The organism is Streptococcus oralis (assembly GCF_023109195.1).
Taxonomy (GTDB): domain Bacteria; phylum Bacillota; class Bacilli; order Lactobacillales; family Streptococcaceae; genus Streptococcus; species Streptococcus oralis_BV.
Genome location: NZ_JALDUB010000001.1, coordinates 719,228 through 736,613, shown reverse-complemented (window position 1 = coordinate 736,613; position 17,386 = coordinate 719,228). Strand labels below are relative to the sequence as shown.

Annotated in this window: 14 protein-coding genes and 1 other annotated feature; all 14 genes read left to right on the top strand. The window is 41.8% G+C overall.

What is annotated here, in order from left to right; all coding sequences use genetic code 11:
• The first annotated feature begins 16 nt into the window (after nucleotides 1-16).
• The 14 genes from secG (at nucleotide 17) to M1F65_RS03485 (ending at nucleotide 17,305) form a co-directional block, all read left to right on the top strand.
• Nucleotides 17-250, top strand: a complete 234-nt coding sequence (secG, locus tag M1F65_RS03550) for a preprotein translocase subunit SecG (RefSeq protein WP_000282517.1) — start codon at nucleotides 17-19, stop codon at nucleotides 248-250.
• A 249-nt stretch (nucleotides 251-499) separates the two neighbouring features.
• Nucleotides 500-2,854 (top strand): ribonuclease R, encoded by a 2,355-nt coding sequence (rnr, locus tag M1F65_RS03545; protein WP_247925486.1) that lies wholly within the window; start codon nucleotides 500-502, stop codon nucleotides 2,852-2,854.
• Entirely contained in the window at nucleotides 2,817-3,284 is a 468-nt protein-coding gene (gene smpB / locus M1F65_RS03540) for an SsrA-binding protein SmpB (RefSeq protein WP_001051742.1), read from the top strand. The genes rnr and smpB overlap by 38 nt, the downstream gene beginning before the upstream one ends.
• Before the next feature lie 14 nt (nucleotides 3,285-3,298).
• Nucleotides 3,299-4,159 carry an SAM-dependent methyltransferase TehB gene (tehB, locus tag M1F65_RS03535; protein ID WP_044020889.1) on the top strand — a complete coding sequence of 287 codons (861 nt, stop codon included), beginning with the start codon at nucleotides 3,299-3,301 and terminating at the stop codon, nucleotides 4,157-4,159.
• Nucleotides 4,160-4,334: 175 nt separating this feature from the next.
• The gene (locus tag M1F65_RS03530) at nucleotides 4,335-5,483 is read left to right on the top strand and encodes a PDDEXK family nuclease (RefSeq protein ID WP_044020888.1); all 1,149 of its coding nucleotides are present in this window, start codon (nucleotides 4,335-4,337) and stop codon (nucleotides 5,481-5,483) included.
• Nucleotides 5,484-5,559: 76 nt separating this feature from the next.
• Nucleotides 5,560-6,516, top strand: a complete 957-nt coding sequence (locus M1F65_RS03525) for a competence protein CoiA (protein WP_000495881.1) — start codon at nucleotides 5,560-5,562, stop codon at nucleotides 6,514-6,516.
• A gap of 18 nt (nucleotides 6,517-6,534) precedes the next feature.
• The gene (gene pepF / locus M1F65_RS03520; RefSeq protein ID WP_042902356.1) at nucleotides 6,535-8,337 is read left to right on the top strand and encodes an oligoendopeptidase F; all 1,803 of its coding nucleotides are present in this window, start codon (nucleotides 6,535-6,537) and stop codon (nucleotides 8,335-8,337) included.
• 1 nt (nucleotide 8,338) lies between these two features.
• Entirely contained in the window at nucleotides 8,339-9,052 is a 714-nt protein-coding gene (locus M1F65_RS03515) for an O-methyltransferase (protein WP_000230408.1), read from the top strand.
• Between the two features lie 67 nt (nucleotides 9,053-9,119).
• The gene (prsA, locus tag M1F65_RS03510) at nucleotides 9,120-10,061 is read left to right on the top strand and encodes a peptidylprolyl isomerase PrsA (RefSeq protein ID WP_000728080.1); all 942 of its coding nucleotides are present in this window, start codon (nucleotides 9,120-9,122) and stop codon (nucleotides 10,059-10,061) included.
• Nucleotides 10,062-10,248: 187 nt separating this feature from the next.
• Nucleotides 10,249-11,472, top strand: coding sequence for a cell division peptidoglycan polymerase FtsW (gene ftsW, locus M1F65_RS03505; protein WP_000703343.1), 1,224 nt, complete (start codon nucleotides 10,249-10,251; stop codon nucleotides 11,470-11,472).
• A gap of 23 nt (nucleotides 11,473-11,495) precedes the next feature.
• Complete coding sequence (gene ppc / locus M1F65_RS03500) at nucleotides 11,496-14,192, top strand: phosphoenolpyruvate carboxylase (protein ID WP_247925485.1); 2,697 nt, start codon at nucleotides 11,496-11,498, stop codon at nucleotides 14,190-14,192.
• A 96-nt stretch (nucleotides 14,193-14,288) separates the two neighbouring features.
• Nucleotides 14,289-14,504, top strand: a binding site (T-box leader).
• 118 nt (nucleotides 14,505-14,622) lie between these two features.
• The gene (gene trpX / locus M1F65_RS03495) at nucleotides 14,623-15,618 is read left to right on the top strand and encodes a tryptophan ABC transporter substrate-binding protein (protein WP_049479003.1); all 996 of its coding nucleotides are present in this window, start codon (nucleotides 14,623-14,625) and stop codon (nucleotides 15,616-15,618) included.
• Between the two features lie 65 nt (nucleotides 15,619-15,683).
• Nucleotides 15,684-16,550: an ABC transporter permease gene (locus M1F65_RS03490; RefSeq protein WP_247925484.1), complete on the top strand. Its 867-nt coding sequence runs from the start codon at nucleotides 15,684-15,686 to the stop codon at nucleotides 16,548-16,550.
• Nucleotides 16,547-17,305 carry an ABC transporter ATP-binding protein gene (locus M1F65_RS03485; protein WP_000125417.1) on the top strand — a complete coding sequence of 253 codons (759 nt, stop codon included), beginning with the start codon at nucleotides 16,547-16,549 and terminating at the stop codon, nucleotides 17,303-17,305. The genes M1F65_RS03490 and M1F65_RS03485 overlap by 4 nt, the downstream gene beginning before the upstream one ends.
• Nucleotides 17,306-17,386 lie beyond the last annotated feature (81 nt).

Sequence of the window (17,386 nt, the reverse complement as noted above, 5' to 3'; positions counted from 1 at the left end):
TTTTAAGGAGTTTGATATGTATAACCTATTATTAACCATTTTATTAGTATTATCTGTTGTGATTGTGATTGCGATTTTCATGCAACCAACTAAGAACCAATCCAGCAATGTATTTGATGCCAGCTCAGGTGATTTGTTTGAACGTAGTAAAGCGCGTGGTTTTGAAGCTGTGATGCAACGTTTAACAGGTATTTTAGTCTTTTTCTGGCTAGCCATTGCCTTAGCATTGACAGTATTATCAAGTAGATAAGAAATGGGCAGGACTAGGTCTTTGCCTATTTTTATTTTTATACTCTTCAAAAATCAAATTCAAACCACGTCAGCGTCGGCTTGTCGTATATGTGTTACTGACTTCGTCAGTTCTATCCACAACCTCAAAACGGTATTTTGAGCAACCTGCGACTAGCTTTCTAGTTTGCTCTTTGATTTTTATTGAGTATTAAATGATGTTTGAGAAGGTCTTACTGTAAAAGAAAATTAAAAAATCTAGAAAGAAAACATGAAAGATAAAATTAAAGAATATTTACAAGAGAAGGGGCGAGTGACGGTAAATGATCTAGCTCAGGCTCTCGGAAAGGATGGGTCCAAGGATTTCCGTGAGTTGATTAAAACCCTGTCTCTGATGGAAAGAAAGCACCAGATTCGTTTTGAAGATGATGGTAGTTTATGTCTGGACCAAAAGAAGAAACATGAAATTACACTCAAAGGGATTTTTCATGCCCATAAAAACGGCTTTGGCTTTGTCAGTCTAGAAGGCGAAGAGGACGATCTTTTTGTAGGGAAAAATGATGTCAACTATGCCATTGATGGCGATACCGTTGAAGTGGTCATCAAGAAAGTTGCTGACCGCAACAAGGGAACTGCTGCAGAAGCAAAAATTATCGATATCTTAGAGCATAGCCTGACGACAGTTGTCGGGCAAATCGTTTTGGATCAGGAAAAGCCCAAGTATGCTGGCTATATTCGTTCCAAAAATCAAAAAATCAGCCAACCGATTTATGTGAAGAAACCGGCTATCAAGTTGGAAGGTACTGAAGTTCTCAAGGTCTTTATTGACAAATACCCAAGTAAGAAACATGATTTCTTTGTCGCTAGTGTGCTAGACGTGGTGGGGCACTCGACTGATGCTGGGATTGACGTTCTTGAAGTCTTGGAATCCATGGATATTGTTTCAGAATTTCCAGAAGCTGTTCTCAAGGAAGCAGAAAGTGTGCCAGAAGCTCCGTCTCAAAAGGATATGGGAGGTCGTCTGGACCTGAGAGATGAAATCACCTTTACCATTGACGGTGCGGATGCCAAGGACTTAGACGACGCAGTACACATCAAGCCTTTAAAGAATGGCAATATCGAACTCGGAGTTCACATCGCAGATGTTTCCTACTATGTGACCGAGGGTTCTGCCCTTGACAAGGAAGCCCTTAACCGCGCGACTTCTGTCTATGTGACAGACCGAGTGGTTCCAATGCTTCCAGAGCGTTTGTCAAATGGCATCTGCTCTCTCAATCCTCAAGTAGATCGCTTGACCCAGTCTGCTATTATGGAAATTGATAAACATGGTCGTGTGGTTAATTACACCATTACCCAAACAGTTATTAAGACGAGCTTCCGTATGACCTATAGCGCTGTTAATGATATCCTAGCTGGCGATGAGGAAAAGAGACGAGAGTTTAAGAAAATTGTTCCAAGTATCGAGCTCATGGCCAAGCTTCATGAAAGGCTAGAAAGCATGCGTGAGAAGCGTGGTGCCCTTAACTTTGATACCAGCGAAGCTAAGATTCTGGTGGATAAAAAAGGCAAGCCTGTGGATATCGTTCTTCGCCAACGTGGTATTGCTGAGCGGATGATTGAGTCCTTCATGTTGATTGCTAATGAAACGGTTGCCGAGCACTTTAGCAAGTTGGATCTACCTTTCATCTATCGAATTCACGAGGAGCCCAAGGCTGAAAAAGTTCAGAAGTTTATTGATTACGCCTCTAGTTTTGGTTTACGAATTTATGGAACTGCCAGTGAGATTAGCCAAGAGGCTCTCCAAGACATCATGCGTGCTGTTGAGGGAGAACCCTATGCGGATGTATTGTCCATGATGCTTCTCCGTTCTATGCAACAGGCTCGCTATTCTGAGCACAATCACGGTCACTATGGACTAGCCGCTAACTATTACACTCACTTCACCAGTCCTATTCGCCGTTATCCAGACCTTCTAGTCCACCGTATGATTCGGGACTATGGTCGTTCTAAGGAAATAGCAGAGCATTTTGAACAAGTGATTCCAGAGATTGCAACCCAGTCTTCCAACCGTGAACGTCGTGCCATCGAGGCTGAGCGTGAAGTCGAAGCCATGAAAAAGGCTGAGTACATGGAAGAATATGTGGGTGAAGAGTACGACGCAGTTGTATCCAGCATCGTCAAATTCGGTCTCTTTGTTGAATTGCCAAATACAGTCGAAGGTTTGATTCACATTACCAATTTGTCTGAATTTTATCATTTCAACGAGCGAGATTTGACTCTCCGTGGAGAGAAATCAGGAACAACCTTCCGTGTGGGACAGCAAATTCGCATTCAAGTTGAAAGAGCCGATAAGATGACGGGAGAGATTGATTTCTCTTATATTCCAAGTGAGTTTGATGTCATCGAAAAAGGCTTGAAACAAGCTGGGCGCAAAGACAGAGGTCATGGTTCAAGTCGTCGTTCAGACAAGAAGGAAGACAAGAGAAAATCAGGACGCTCAAATGATAAGTACAAGCATTCACAAAAAGATAAAAAGAAAAAAGGCAAGAAACCTTTTTACAAAGAAGTAGCTAAGAAAGGAGCCAAGCATGGCAAAGGGCGAGGGAAAGGTCGTCGCACAAAATAAAAAAGCGCACCACGACTATACAATCGTAGATACGCTAGAGGCAGGAATGGTCCTAACCGGAACTGAAATCAAGAGCGTTCGAGCTGCTCGAATCAACCTCAAGGACGGCTTTGCCCAAGTAAAAAATGGGGAAGTCTGGCTGAGCAATGTTCATATTGCCCCTTACGAAGAGGGTAATATCTGGAACCAGGAACCAGAACGCCGTCGTAAACTCCTGCTCCATAAGAAGCAAATTCAAAAATTGGAACAAGAGACCAAAGGGACAGGAATGACCCTTGTTCCCCTTAAAGTCTATATTAAAGATGGTTATGCTAAACTCCTTTTAGGACTTGCTAAAGGGAAACATGACTATGACAAACGGGAGTCTATCAAACGTCGTGAACAAAACCGCGACATCGCGCGTGTGATGAAAGCTGTCAACCAGCGTTAAGAAGAGGAAGTAAAATGGAAAAATTAATTGCCTATAAACGGATGCCCTTGTGGAATAAACAGACCATGCCTGAAGCTGTTCAGCAAAAGCACAATACTAAAGTCGGCACTTGGGGAAAAATTACTGTCTTGAAGGGGGCACTCAAGTTTATTGAGTTGACTGAAGATGGTGAGGTTCTAGCTGAGCACCGCTTTGAGGCAGGAGCTGACAATCCTATGGCACAACCGCAAGCCTGGCACCGAGTAGAGGCTGCAACAGACGATGTAGAATGGTACTTGGAATTTTATTGTAAACCTGAGGATTATTTCCCTAAGAAATACCAGACCAATCCAGTCCATTCGGAAGTCTTAGAAGCTATGCAGACGGTGAAACCAGGAAGAGCCTTGGATTTGGGTTGTGGTCAAGGCCGTAACTCTCTCTTTCTTGCACAGAATGGTTTTGATGTGACAGCTGTTGATCAAAATGAATTGTCCCTTGAAATCTTGCAAAGCATCGTAGAGCAAGAGGATCTAGACATGCCTGTCGGACTATACGATATCAATTCAGCCAGCATTAGCCAAGACTATGATTTCATCGTATCGACAGTTGTTCTGATGTTCCTACAAGCGGACCGCATTCCAGCTATTATCCAAAATATGCAGGAGCACACCACAGTCGGTGGCTACAATCTCATCGTCTGTGCCATGGACACGGAGGATTATCCTTGCTCAATCAACTTCCCATTCACTTTTAAAGAAGGGGAGTTGGCGGACTACTACAAGGATTGGGAATTGATTAAGTACAATGAAAACCCAGGACATCTGCACCGTCGTGATGAAAATGGTAATCGCATTCAACTACGCTTTGCGACTATGCTAGCCAAGAAAATCAAGTAAATCAAATCTTTACAAGCGAATAGAAACCACTTTACAAGGTTTCTATTCATTTTTATTTGCGATGGTAGAGTGGGGAAGCAGGATTTTATGCTATACTAGAAGTAGGAAATGTGAGCAGTAGAGCTGTATTATTTTTCTCTCGGCTTGAGAAAGTGTAGATGATGGAGGTGGTCCAATGACGAGTCTTTTGGTGGAATTGTATGATCGGCATGTATTGGAAAAGAATGTCTACCAGGCCTTTATCAGTGATTGTGACGAGATTCTCTTCCTTTCTTTGACGAAAATAAGCAATAATGAAAAACTCTCTCTCCGTCAGTTCATCATGGAAGAGGTGCCTCATATCCAACGAGTGACCTTTCGTCAGTTATCCTTAGAACAACTAGCGGATCAGTTAGATTATTGCCTAGCATGCTATGACCAAGTCCTTCTCGATGTTTTTGGTGGGGATTCGCTACTAGCTTTATCTCTCTATCAATACGGCTTGGATCGCCACCTCCCCATCGTTGCCATGGATGTCGAGCGAGGAAAACAATACAAGTGGGTAGCCGGTCAGTTAGAAAAAGAAGATTTGGACATTCCAACCCTAAACATCCAACAGCTGATAGCCTTGCGTGGTGGAAAAATGCTCAAATCAAAACGCCCTATCCACTCAGTTAAGCAAATTGCAGCCATCAAAAAACTAGCCAGCTCTGCCATTGCCAACCCTGCCCACTGGTATCAGGTGACCCAATTTTTCTCTCTAGCTAAGACCAATGACCTGCATGCTGAGACCGAAAAGATACTGGAAAACAACGGCAAGTATTATCACTACCCAGAATCCCTTATCCCTTTACTTGTGGAAGCGGGGATGCTTTGTATGGAAAGCGAAGGCAAGAAACGAGTAGCATACAGCTTTCCAAGTCAAGAAGCTCAAGTCTTTTGCCGCAACAAGGGACATATTTTAGAGGTATATCTCTATCTCTTGGCACTTGAGTCTCAGCTGTTTGATGAGTGCATGATAGGTGGTGAGATTGATTGGAATGGCATCTTTCCAGAGGCAGACAATGTTCAAAATGAGATTGATGTCATTCTGAGAAAGGGACGCTCGATTACCTTTATCTCCTGCAAGATGACAGATTTATCAGTCGAAGCCATCAATGAACTAGAAGTTTACGCTAATCATTTTGCTGGGGAGAGTTGCCTCAAGCTAATTGTCTGTACGGGGAAAATCAATCCTGTTTATGCCAATCGCTGCCAGGAATACGGCGTGCTGGTCATTAGAAGTGAGCAGATTTCCAATCTCATTCCCATGATAAAAAAATATTCTAAGAGACAAAAAAGATGAGAAATAATATCATGAAAGGCTGGAATTCCAGTCTTTTTTTCTTCTTTTTCGAATAAATGAGAAAAGGAGGTAGCCCATGTTTGTAGCCAGAGATGCCAAGGGGAATTTGGTGAATGCCCTTGAAAAAGATGTGACCAAGCAAGCTTATACTTGTCCAGCCTGTGGGGGCAGACTACGATTACGCCAAGGACAGAGTATTCGAACGCACTTTGCCCATGAAAGGTTAAGGGATTGCATCGCTATTTTCGAGAATGAAAGTCCAGAACACATGGGCAACAAAGAGGCCCTTTATCATTGGGCCAAGAAGGACAATCAGGTCGCCTTGGAATATAGTCTGCCCGAGATTCAGCAGGTTGCGGATGTTCTCGTCAATGGGAAACTAGCACTAGAAGTTCAGTGCAGTCCCTTGTCTCAAAAGCTTTTAGGCGATAGAAGTCAAGGATACCGCAGCCAGGGCTATCAGGTTATCTGGCTACTGGGAGAAAAACTCTGGTTAAAAGAGCGATTAACACAATTGCAAAGGGGATTTCTCTATTTTAGTCAAAATATGGGTTTCTTTGTTTGGGAACTGGATCTCAAAAGGAAAATTTTGAGACTCAAATATCTTCTGCATCAGGACCTACGTGGCAAGCTTCATTTTCAGGTCAAAGAATTTCCCTATGGTCAAGGAAATCTCTTGGAAATTCTACGATTTCCTTATCAGAAACAAAAACTGCCTCGTTTTGCAGTTGTGCAAGATTCAACTATCTGTCACTACATTCGCCAGCAGTTGTACTATCAAACGCCCTACTGGATGAAAAAACAGGAGGAAGCTTATTATCAAGGAGACAATCTATTAAACCGTCAACTTGACGACTGGTATCCCCAGGTCAGACCGATAGCATCAGGTGATTTTTTGCAGATTGAAACGGATTTGGCTAGCTATTATAGAAATTTTCAGGCTTACTATCAAAAAAATCAGAAAAATAATCTCCAAAAGCTCTATCCACCAGCCTTTTATCACTTATATTTCTCAAAAAATGTGGTAAAATAGAAAGGATGGAGGAATCTTATGGTTTTACAACGACATGAAATAAATGAAAAAGATACATGGGATCTTTCAACAATCTACCCAACAGACCAGGCTTGGGAAGAAGCCTTGAAAGATTTAACTGAAAAAGTACAAACAGCGTCCCAGTATGAGGGGCATCTCTTGGATAGCGCAGACAGTTTGCTTGAGATCACAGAATTCTCACTCGACTTGGAACGCCAAGTTGAAAAACTTTATGTCTATGCGCATATGAAAAATGACCAGGACACGCGTGAAGCCAAGTATCAAGAGTACTATGCTAAGGCAATGACCCTATACAGTCAGTTAGAACAAGCCTTTTCATTCTATGAACCTGAGTTTATGGATATTAGCGAAGAGGAGTATGCGGCCTTCCTAGAAGCTCAACCAAAACTCCAAGTTTACAAGCACTTTTTTGACAAGCTCTTGCAAAAGAAAGACCATGTTCTTTCACAACGTGAGGAAGAATTGCTTGCTGGAGCAGGAGAAATCTTTGGTTCTGCTAGTGAAACCTTCGCTATTTTGGACAATGCGGATATTAGCTTCCCATACGTGCTTGATGACGAAGGCAAGGAAGTGCAACTCTCACACGGTACTTACATCCGTTTGATGGAGTCTAAAAACCGTGAAGTGCGTCGTGGTGCCTATGAAGCCCTTTATGCGACATATGAGCAATTCCAACACACTTATGCTAAGACTTTGCAGACAAATGTTAAGGTGCAAAACTACCGAGCAAAAGTTCGCAACTATAAGAGTGCTCGCCATGCAGCCCTCGCAGCAAACTTTGTTCCAGAAAGTGTCTATGACAATCTAGTAGCAGCAGTTCGCAAGCATTTGCCACTCTTGCATCGTTACCTAGAACTTCGTTCTAAAATCTTGGGTATTTCCGACCTCAAGATGTACGATGTCTACACACCGCTATCTTCAGTAGATTATAGCTTTACCTACGAAGAAGCCTTGAAAAAGGCAGAAGAAGCCTTGGCGGTCTTGGGTGACGACTACTTGAGCCGTGTCAAACGTGCCTTCAGTGAGCGTTGGATTGATGTCTATGAAAATCAAGGCAAGCGTTCTGGTGCCTACTCTGGTGGTTCTTACGATACCAATGCCTTTATGCTTCTCAACTGGCAGGACAATCTAGACAATCTCTTTACCCTTGTCCATGAAACAGGTCACAGTATGCACTCAAGCTATACTCGTGAAACTCAGCCTTATGTTTACGGGGATTATTCTATCTTCTTAGCAGAGATTGCCTCAACGACTAACGAAAATATCTTGACAGAGAAATTGTTGGAAGAAGTAGAAGACAATGCGACTCGTTTTGCAATTCTCAATAACTTCCTAGATGGTTTCCGTGGAACAGTTTTCCGTCAAACTCAATTCGCTGAGTTTGAACATGCTATCCACCAAGCAGACCAAAATGGAGAAGTCTTGACAAGTGATTTCCTCAATAAACTCTACGCTGACTTGAACCAAGAGTACTATGGACTCAGCAAGGAAGACAATCCTCAGATCCAATACGAGTGGGCACGCATTCCTCACTTCTACTATAACTACTATGTTTATCAGTATTCAACTGGTTTTGCAGCTGCTTCAGCCTTAGCTGAAAAGATTGTCCATGGTAGTCAAGAAGATCGTGACCGCTATATCGACTACCTCAAGGCAGGTAAGTCAGACTATCCACTCAATGTCATGAGAAAAGCGGGAGTGGATATGGAGAAGGAAGACTATCTCAACGATGCCTTTGCAGTCTTTGAACGTCGCTTGAACGAGTTTGAAGCCCTTGTTGAAAAATTGGGACTAGCTTAAGATGGTAGAGTCTTATAGTAAAAATGCCAATCACAATATGCGTCGGCCCGTCGTCAAGGAAGAAATCGTTGAACTCATGCGCCAGCGTCAAAAGCAGGTGACAGGTTCTTTGAAAGAATTGGAGACCTTTGCTCGCAAGGAGAACATTCCCATCATTCCCCATGAAACGGTCGCGTATTTTCGATTTCTCATGGAGACCATACAGCCCAAGAACATTTTGGAGATTGGGACGGCAATTGGTTTTTCAGCCCTCTTGATGGCGGAACATGCGCCAGATGCCAAGATTACAACCATTGACCGTAATCTTGAGATGATAGGCTTTGCCAAGGAAAACTTTGCCCAGTTTGACAGTCGTAAGCAAATCACCTTACTTGAAGGTGATGCTGTTGATGTTTTATCTACTTTGACAGAAACATATGATTTTGTCTTTATGGATTCGGCCAAGTCCAAGTACATCGTCTTTCTACCAGAAATCCTCAAGCACTTGGAAGTTGGTGGAGTAGTGGTCTTGGATGATATTTTCCAAGGAGGAGATGTTGCCAAGGACATCATGGAAGTCCGCCGTGGTCAACGAACCATTTACCGTGGTTTGCAAAGACTTTTCGACGCAACTTTGGACAATCCAGGTTTAACAGCAACTCTAGTTCCACTTGGAGATGGTATTCTCATGCTACGAAAGAATCTAGCAGAAGTAGAGCTTCCTGAGAGCGAATGATTTTCAGAAAAATTTAAGAAATTATAGTAAAATAGATAAGGTAACACTTACCGTAAAAGGAGTAAAAATGAAGAAAAAACTTATGGCAGGAGCCATCACACTTTTATCAGTAGCAACACTTGCAGCTTGTTCAAACAGTTCTGAAGGAAAAGATTTGATCAGCATGAAGGGCGATGTGATTACAGAGCATCAATTCTTTGAAGAAGTAAAGAACAATCCAACTGCACAACAAGTCTTGCTCAATATGACCATCCAAAAAGTATTTGAACAACAATATGGATCAGAGGTAACGGATAAAGATGTGGATGATGCCGTTGCTGAAGAACAAAAGAAATACGGCGATAGCTACAACAGCGTGCTTCAACGTGCAGGTATGACACCTGAGACTCGTAAAGCTCAAATCCGCACTAGCAAATTGGTTGAATTGGCAGTTAAGAAGGCTGCTGAGAGTGAGTTGACAGACGAAGCTTACCAAAAAGCTTTTGAGTCTTACACACCAGATGTAACAGCTCAAATCATCCGTTTGGATAATGAAGACAAGGCAAAAGAAGTACTTGAGAAAGCTAAAGCAGAAGGTGCAGATTTTGCTCAGTTGGCAAAAGACAACTCTAACGACGACAAAACAAAAGAAAATGGTGGAGAAATCACTTTTGACTCTGCTTCTACAGAACTTCCAGAACAAGTCAAGAAAGCAGCCTTTGCCTTGGATGTGAACGGGGTTTCTGATGTGATTACAGCTACTGGAACACAAGCCTACAGCAGTCAGTTCTACATCATCAAAGTAACGAAGAAAACAGAAAAATCTTCTAATATAGAGGATTACAAAGAAAAATTGAAGACCATCATCTTGACTCAGAAACAAAATGATTCAGCCTTTGTTCAAGGAGTAATTGGTAAAGAATTGCAAGCAGCAAACATCAAGGTTAAAGACCAAGCCTTCCAAAACATCTTCACCCAATACATCGGTGGTGGTGACTCAAGTTCAAGCAGCAGCTCTTCATCTAACTAAGAAAGCAAAAAACAAATCTCAAAAGAGATTTGTTTTTTTATACCTGATCCTAGAAAATGAGTAAAATTCGAAGGATTAAAGGATAAGAGTTTTTTTCTTTCTGAAAAAGTGGTATAATAGCAATCAAAACTAGAAAATAAAACGGAATTGGGAACAGAAGCGTCTGTTCCTATTAGAGTGGTGAAATATGAAAATTAGTAAAAGGCACCTACTAAACTATTCCATTTTGATTCCTTACTTCCTTTTATCGATTTTGGGGCTGATTGTAGTGTACTCAACAACGAGTGCAACCTTGATCGAAGAAGGAAAAAGTGCCTTTCAATTGGTGCGTAACCAGGGGATCTTCTGGATAGCTAGTTTGATTCTGATTGCCTTAATCTATAAATTAAAATTAGGTTTCCTAAGAAATGGACGTCTTATTTTTATCGTAATGATTGTGGAGATGGTTCTTTTAGCTCTGGCGCGACTGGTCGGAACACCTGTCAATGGAGCATACGGATGGATCTCTGTAGGACCTGTAACGATTCAGCCTGCGGAATACCTTAAGATTATCATCATCTGGTACCTGGCACATCGATTTTCAAAACAACAAGATGAGATTGCGGTTTATGACTTCCAGGTTTTGACACAGAATCAGTGGCTACCTCGAGCTTTTAATGACTGGCGTTTTGTTCTGCTGGTTCTGATTGGTAGCCTGGGAATTTTCCCAGACTTGGGAAATGCGACCATCTTGGTCTTGGTGGCGCTCATCATGTATACGGTTAGTGGAATCGCCTATCGTTGGTTCTCGACCATTCTGGCTCTCTTGGCAGGGAGCTCAATGTTAGTCTTGTCTGTCATTCGCTTTGTTGGGGTTGAAAAGTTCTCTCAAATTCCTGTATTTGGTTACGTTGCTAAACGTTTTAGTGCCTTCTTTAATCCCTTTAATGATTTGGCGGGGGCAGGACACCAGCTCGCAAATTCCTACTATGCCATGGTAAATGGAGGCTGGTTCGGACTGGGACTGGGAAATTCTATCGAGAAGCGTGGTTATCTGCCAGAAGCCCATACGGATTTCGTCTTTTCAATCGTTATAGAGGAGTTTGGATTCGTTGGAGCCAGTATGATTTTGGCTCTACTCTTCTTCTTGATTTTGCGAATCATCTTGGTTGGTATTCGAGCAAAGGATCCTTTTAACTCCATGGTTGCTATTGGTGTCGGAGGGATGATCCTTGTTCAGGTCTTTGTCAATATCGGTGGGATTTCAGGGTTGATTCCTTCTACAGGGGTAACCTTCCCCTTCCTTTCACAAGGTGGGAACAGTCTACTGGTATTATCCGTAGCCATCGCGCTTGTACTGAACATTGATGCCAGTGAAAAACGTGCCAAGCTTATCAGAGAATACGAGAATCAAACCGATGAAAGTCTGTAAGGATTGTATGGAAAGGAAAGTATATGTCTCTTCAAAAATTAGAAAACTATAGTAATAAAGCAGTCGTCCAAGAAGAAGTCTTGATTCTGACTGAGCTATTAGAAGATATCACAAAAAATATGCTGGCGCCAGAAACCTTTGAAAAGATTATCCAGTTGAAGGAATTATCAACTAGCGAGAATTATCAAGGGCTCAATGACCTAGTGACCAGTCTTTCGAATGAAGAAATGATTTACATTTCACGCTATTTCTCTATCCTTCCACTTTTGATTAATATCTCTGAGGATGTGGATTTGGCCTATGAAATCAATCACCAAAACAATGTGGACCAAGACTATCTAGGAAAACTATCTACAACGATTAAGATGGTAGCTGAAAAAGAAAATGCAGCCGAAATTTTAGAAAAGTTAAATGTCGTTCCTGTCTTGACCGCTCATCCAACGCAAGTACAACGCAAGAGTATGCTGGATTTAACCAACCACATCCATACGCTCTTGCGCAAGTACCGTGATGTCAAACTCGGCTTGATTAATAAAGAAAAATGGCACACAGATCTCCGCCGTTATATTGAAATTATCATGCAAACGGACATGATTCGTGAGAAGAAATTGAAAGTAACCAACGAAATCACCAACGTGATGGAGTATTACCAAAGTTCTTTCCTGAATGCTGTTCCGCGTTTGACAGCTGAGTATAAAAAATTGGCTAAAGAACAAGGTATCGAGCTTGAGCATCCAAAACCGATTACTATGGGGATGTGGATAGGAGGAGACCGTGATGGAAATCCTTTCGTAACAGCGGAAACTCTCAATAAATCAGCCTTGACTCAGTGTGAAGTCATCATGAACTACTATGATGAAAAGATTTATAATCTTTACCGTGAATTTTCACTTTCAACCAGTATCGTGAATGTCAGCGACAAGGTCCGTGAGATGGCGCTGAAGTCACAAGATAACTCGATTTATCGTGAAAAAGAACTCTATCGTCGTGCTCTTTTTGACATCCAAGCTAAGATGCAGGCTACCAAGGCTTATCTCATTGAAGACAAGGATCTTCAGCCAAGATATGCCACTGCAGATGAATTCTATCAAGATTTGTTGGCCATTCGCGATTCTCTCCTTGAGAATAAGGGAGAATACCTGATTTCAGGAGAATTTGTCGAGTTGATGCAAGCTGTCGAAATTTTTGGTTTCTACCTTGCTTCTATTGATATGCGCCAAGACTCTAGTGTTCATGAAGCCTGTGTAGCTGAATTGCTAGCATCTGCTGGTATCAATGATCACTATAGCGATCTATCTGAAGACGAAAAATGTGCCCTCCTCTTAAAAGAGTTGGAAGAAGATCCTCGTATCCTCTCAGCGACTCATGCTGAAAAGTCAGAACTGCTTGAAAAAGAACTCTCTATCTTTAAAACTGCGCGCAAGTTGAAGGATAAACTGGGTGAAAATGTTATTCGTCAAACCATCATTTCTCATGCAACCAGTGTATCCGATATGTTAGAGCTAGCCATTATGCTTAAGGAAGTCGGCTTGGTGGATGCCCAAAAAGCCCGCGTTCAGATTGTTCCTCTCTTTGAAACGATTGAAGATTTGGATCACTCAGAAGAAACCATGAGAAGATATTTCTCTCTTCCTTTGGCTAAAAAATGGATTGCTTCAAAAGACAACTACCAAGAAATCATGCTTGGCTATTCTGATAGTAACAAGGACGGAGGATACCTGTCATCATGTTGGACTCTCTATAAAGCGCAACAACAACTGACTGCTATTGGAGATGAATTTGGCGTTAAGGTCACTTTCTTCCACGGTCGTGGTGGTACTGTGGGTCGTGGTGGTGGACCAACTTATGAAGCTATCACATCTCAACCACTCAAGTCTATCAAGGACCGTATCCGTCTGACTGAGCAGGGAGAAGTCATTGGAAACAAATACGGTAACAAAGACGCTGCTTATTACAACCTTGAAATGTTGGTTTCTGCAGCCATTAACCGTATGATTACCAAGAAGAAGAGTGATACCAATACGTCAAATCGTTACGAAGCTATTATGGATCAAGTAGTGGACCGTAGCTACGATATCTATCGTGATTTGGTCTTTGGAAATGAACATTTCTATGACTATTTCTTTGAATCAAGTCCAATCAAGGCTATTTCAAGCTTCAATATCGGTTCGCGTCCAGCAGCTCGTAAGACCATCACTGAAATTGGCGGTTTGCGTGCCATTCCTTGGGTCTTCTCATGGTCACAAAGTCGTGTCATGTTCCCTGGGTGGTATGGTGTGGGATCCAGCTTTAAAGAGTTTATTGATCAAGATCCAAAGAATATCGAGTTCCTTCGTGATATGTACCAAAACTGGCCTTTCTTCCAATCTCTTCTTTCCAATGTGGACATGGTCTTATCTAAGTCTAACATGAACATTGCTTTTGAATATGCCAAGCTCTGTGAAGACGAAGAAGTACAAGCTATCTACTACACTATTTTAGATGAATGGCAGTTGACTAAGGACGTTATTTTAGCTATCGAAGGTTATGACGAACTCTTGGCAGAAAACTCTTACCTAAAAGACAGTCTAAACTATCGTATGCCTTACTTTAATATCCTGAACTACATCCAGTTGGAGTTGATCAAACGTCAACGTCGCGGCGAATTGTCGGCTGACGAAGAAAAACTGATTCATACAACTATCAACGGAATTGCAACTGGTTTGCGTAATTCAGGCTGATATTCTACAAACCTCCTCTTTTATAAAGGGGAAGTTTTTGAATTGTTTAAAAAATTCTAAAAATAAGCTTGACAAGTAGTTGAAAAATGATATAATTTAAACATTCAGAAAGTAATCATGCTCATTTTTTAGAGAGTCTGTGGTTGGTGAAAGCAGATAGATGAAAGTGATGAAATTGGGCTGAATGTACTTAAGAATTTGAAATCATAAAAATTCGGTGAGCACACCTTACAGTGCAACTCGTTATTGCGAGAAAGAGCGATAGGGATATTCCCTATAATTGAGGTGGCACCGCGCATCGACGTCCTCACACAAGTTTTTTGTGTGAGGACTTTTTCTATGAGGAGGAAAGATATTGGAATTTAAACGATGGCATCGCTTGATGATGTGATTTAAAAAATTAAGGTAAAAGAATTAAGGAGAAAGAAAAATGAAAAATAAACGTTTGATTGGAATTGTCGCTGGATTAGCAGTATTGGTGGTGGCTAGCTTGATTTATTCATCTATGAACAAGCCAGCAGCTAAGGAAGAGCAAAAGGTCGCTAAGGTTGGTGTCCTTCAATTTGTTAGTCACCCATCCTTGGACTTGATTTACCAAGGAATTCAAGATGGACTAGCTGAAGAAGGCTATAAGGACGACCAGGTAAAAATCGACTTTATGAACTCTGAAGGCGATCAGAGCAAGGTTGCAACCATGAGTAAACAATTGGTTGCTAATGGAAACGATGTTGTTGTTGGGATCGCAACACCAGCTGCTCAAGGACTTGCTAGTGCTACAAAAGACCTACCTGTTATCATGGCTGCTATTACAGACCCAATCGGTGCTAACTTGGTCAAAGATTTGAAAAAACCAGGTGGCAACATCACAGGGGTGTCAGACCATAACCCAGCTGAACAGCAAGTAGAGTTGATTAAAACCCTCACACCAAATGTCAAAACGATCGGAGCTCTCTACTCAAGCAGTGAAGATAACTCAAAATCACAAGTTGAAGAATTCAAGGCTTATGCTGAAAAAGCAGGTTTGACAGTCGAAACATTTGCCGTTCCATCAACCAATGAAATTGCTTCAACAGTCAATGTTATGACCAGCAAGGTCGATGCGATTTGGGTTCCAATTGATAACACCATCGCATCCGCATTTTCAACAGTTGTTTCAAGCAACCAAACAGCTAAAAAGCCAATCTATCCAAGTGCCACTGCCATGGTAGAAGCAGGTGGATTAGCATCTGTAGTAGTTGACCAACACGATCTTGGTGTGGCTACTGGTAAAATGATTGCCAAAGTTTTGAAAGGTGAAAAACCAGCTGATACACCAGTTAATGTCTTTTCAACTGGTAAGTCAGTGATTAACAAAAAACTAGCGCAGGAACTTGGTATCACCATTCCTGAGTCCGTTCTAAAAGAAGCAGGACAAGTGATTGAATAAAGATAAAGGAGGAGCTGGACACATCTCCTCCCATTTTTACTAAAGAAAGAAATGAGTGAAAGATTATGATAGTATCCATTATTTCACAGGGGATGGTCTGGGCGATTCTAGGTTTGGGAATCTTTATGACTTTTCGAATTTTGAATTTTCCAGATATGACTACTGAAGGTTCTTTTCCTCTAGGGGGAGCAGTAGCTGTAACCTTGATAACACAGGGAGTCAATCCATTCTTAGCGACCTTAGCTGCAGTAGGAGCGGGCTGTCTAGCTGGAATGGCGACGGGACTCTTATATACCAAAGGAAAAATCCCAACCCTCTTATCAGGGATTCTGGTCATGACTTCCTGCCATTCCATCATGCTCATGATTATGGGGCGTGCCAATCTGGGGCTTCTTGGAACCAAGCAAATTCAGGATTTCTTGCCTTTCGATTCAGACCTTAACCAACTCCTGACTGGATTAATCTTTGTAGCTCTTGTTATTGGTCTCATGCTCTTTTTCCTTGATACCAAACTAGGTCAAGCCTACATTGCTACAGGTGATAATCCTGATATGGCTCGTAGTTTTGGTATCAATACAGGACGTATGGAACTCATGGGCTTGGTTCTCTCAAATGGGATTATCGCGCTTGCAGGGGCCTTAATTGCTCAACAAGAAGGATACGCGGATGTTTCTCGAGGAATCGGGGTGATTGTTGTAGGGCTTGCTAGCTTGATTATTGGTGAGGTATTGTTCAAGAGTTTGACCTTGGCAGAGCGACTCATGACCATCGTTGTAAGCTCTATCGCTTATCAGTTCCTCGTTTGGGGAGTGATTGCTCTTGGGTTTAATACAAGTTATCTTCGTTTGTACAGCGCCTTGATTTTGGCAGTTTGCCTCATGATTCCAACCTTCAAAAGCAAATACCTGAAAGGAGTCAAGTTTAGCAAATGACAGCAATTGTAGAATTAAAAAATGCTACCAAAGTCATCACCAATGGCTTTGACGAAGAAAAAATCATTCTGAATGATGTTTCTCTTGAAATTTTCGAACATGATTTCATTACCATCTTAGGGGGAAATGGAGCGGGGAAATCAACGCTTTTTAACACGATTGCAGGTACCTTACCTTTAACAAGTGGAAATATCCGTATCATGGGGGAGGACGTGACGAATTTTTCACCTGAAAAGCGGGCTAAGTACTTGTCTCGCGTCTTTCAGGATCCTAAGATGGGTACGGCTCCCCGTATGACAGTGGCGGAAAATCTCTTGATTGCCAAGTTTCGTGGTGAGAAGAGAGGACTCCTGCCTAGAAGGCTTTCAAGCCATAGGGAAGAGTTCCAGACTACCATTGAAAAGGTTGGAAATGGTCTTGAAAAACATCTGGACACTCCTATTGAGTTTCTTTCAGGTGGACAACGTCAGGCCTTGAGTCTCTTGATGGCAACTTTGAAACGACCAGAGTTGCTCTTGTTGGATGAACACACAGCAGCCCTTGACCCAAAAACAAGTGTGGCATTGATGGAATTAACAGATGACTTTGTCAGCAAAGATCATCTAACAGCCTTGATGATTACCCACCATATGGAAGATGCACTGAAGTATGGAAACCGTCTGATTGTCATGAAGGAAGGTCGCATCATCCAAGACCTCAATAAAGAAGAAAAAGCTAAGATGAAAATTTCAGACTACTATCAATTATTTGAATAGATGAGTGAAGTAACCATCAAAAAATAGTGAAAATTAACTTAGAAACATGGAAGTGTTTCTGAGTTTTTTATCACCTCTTTC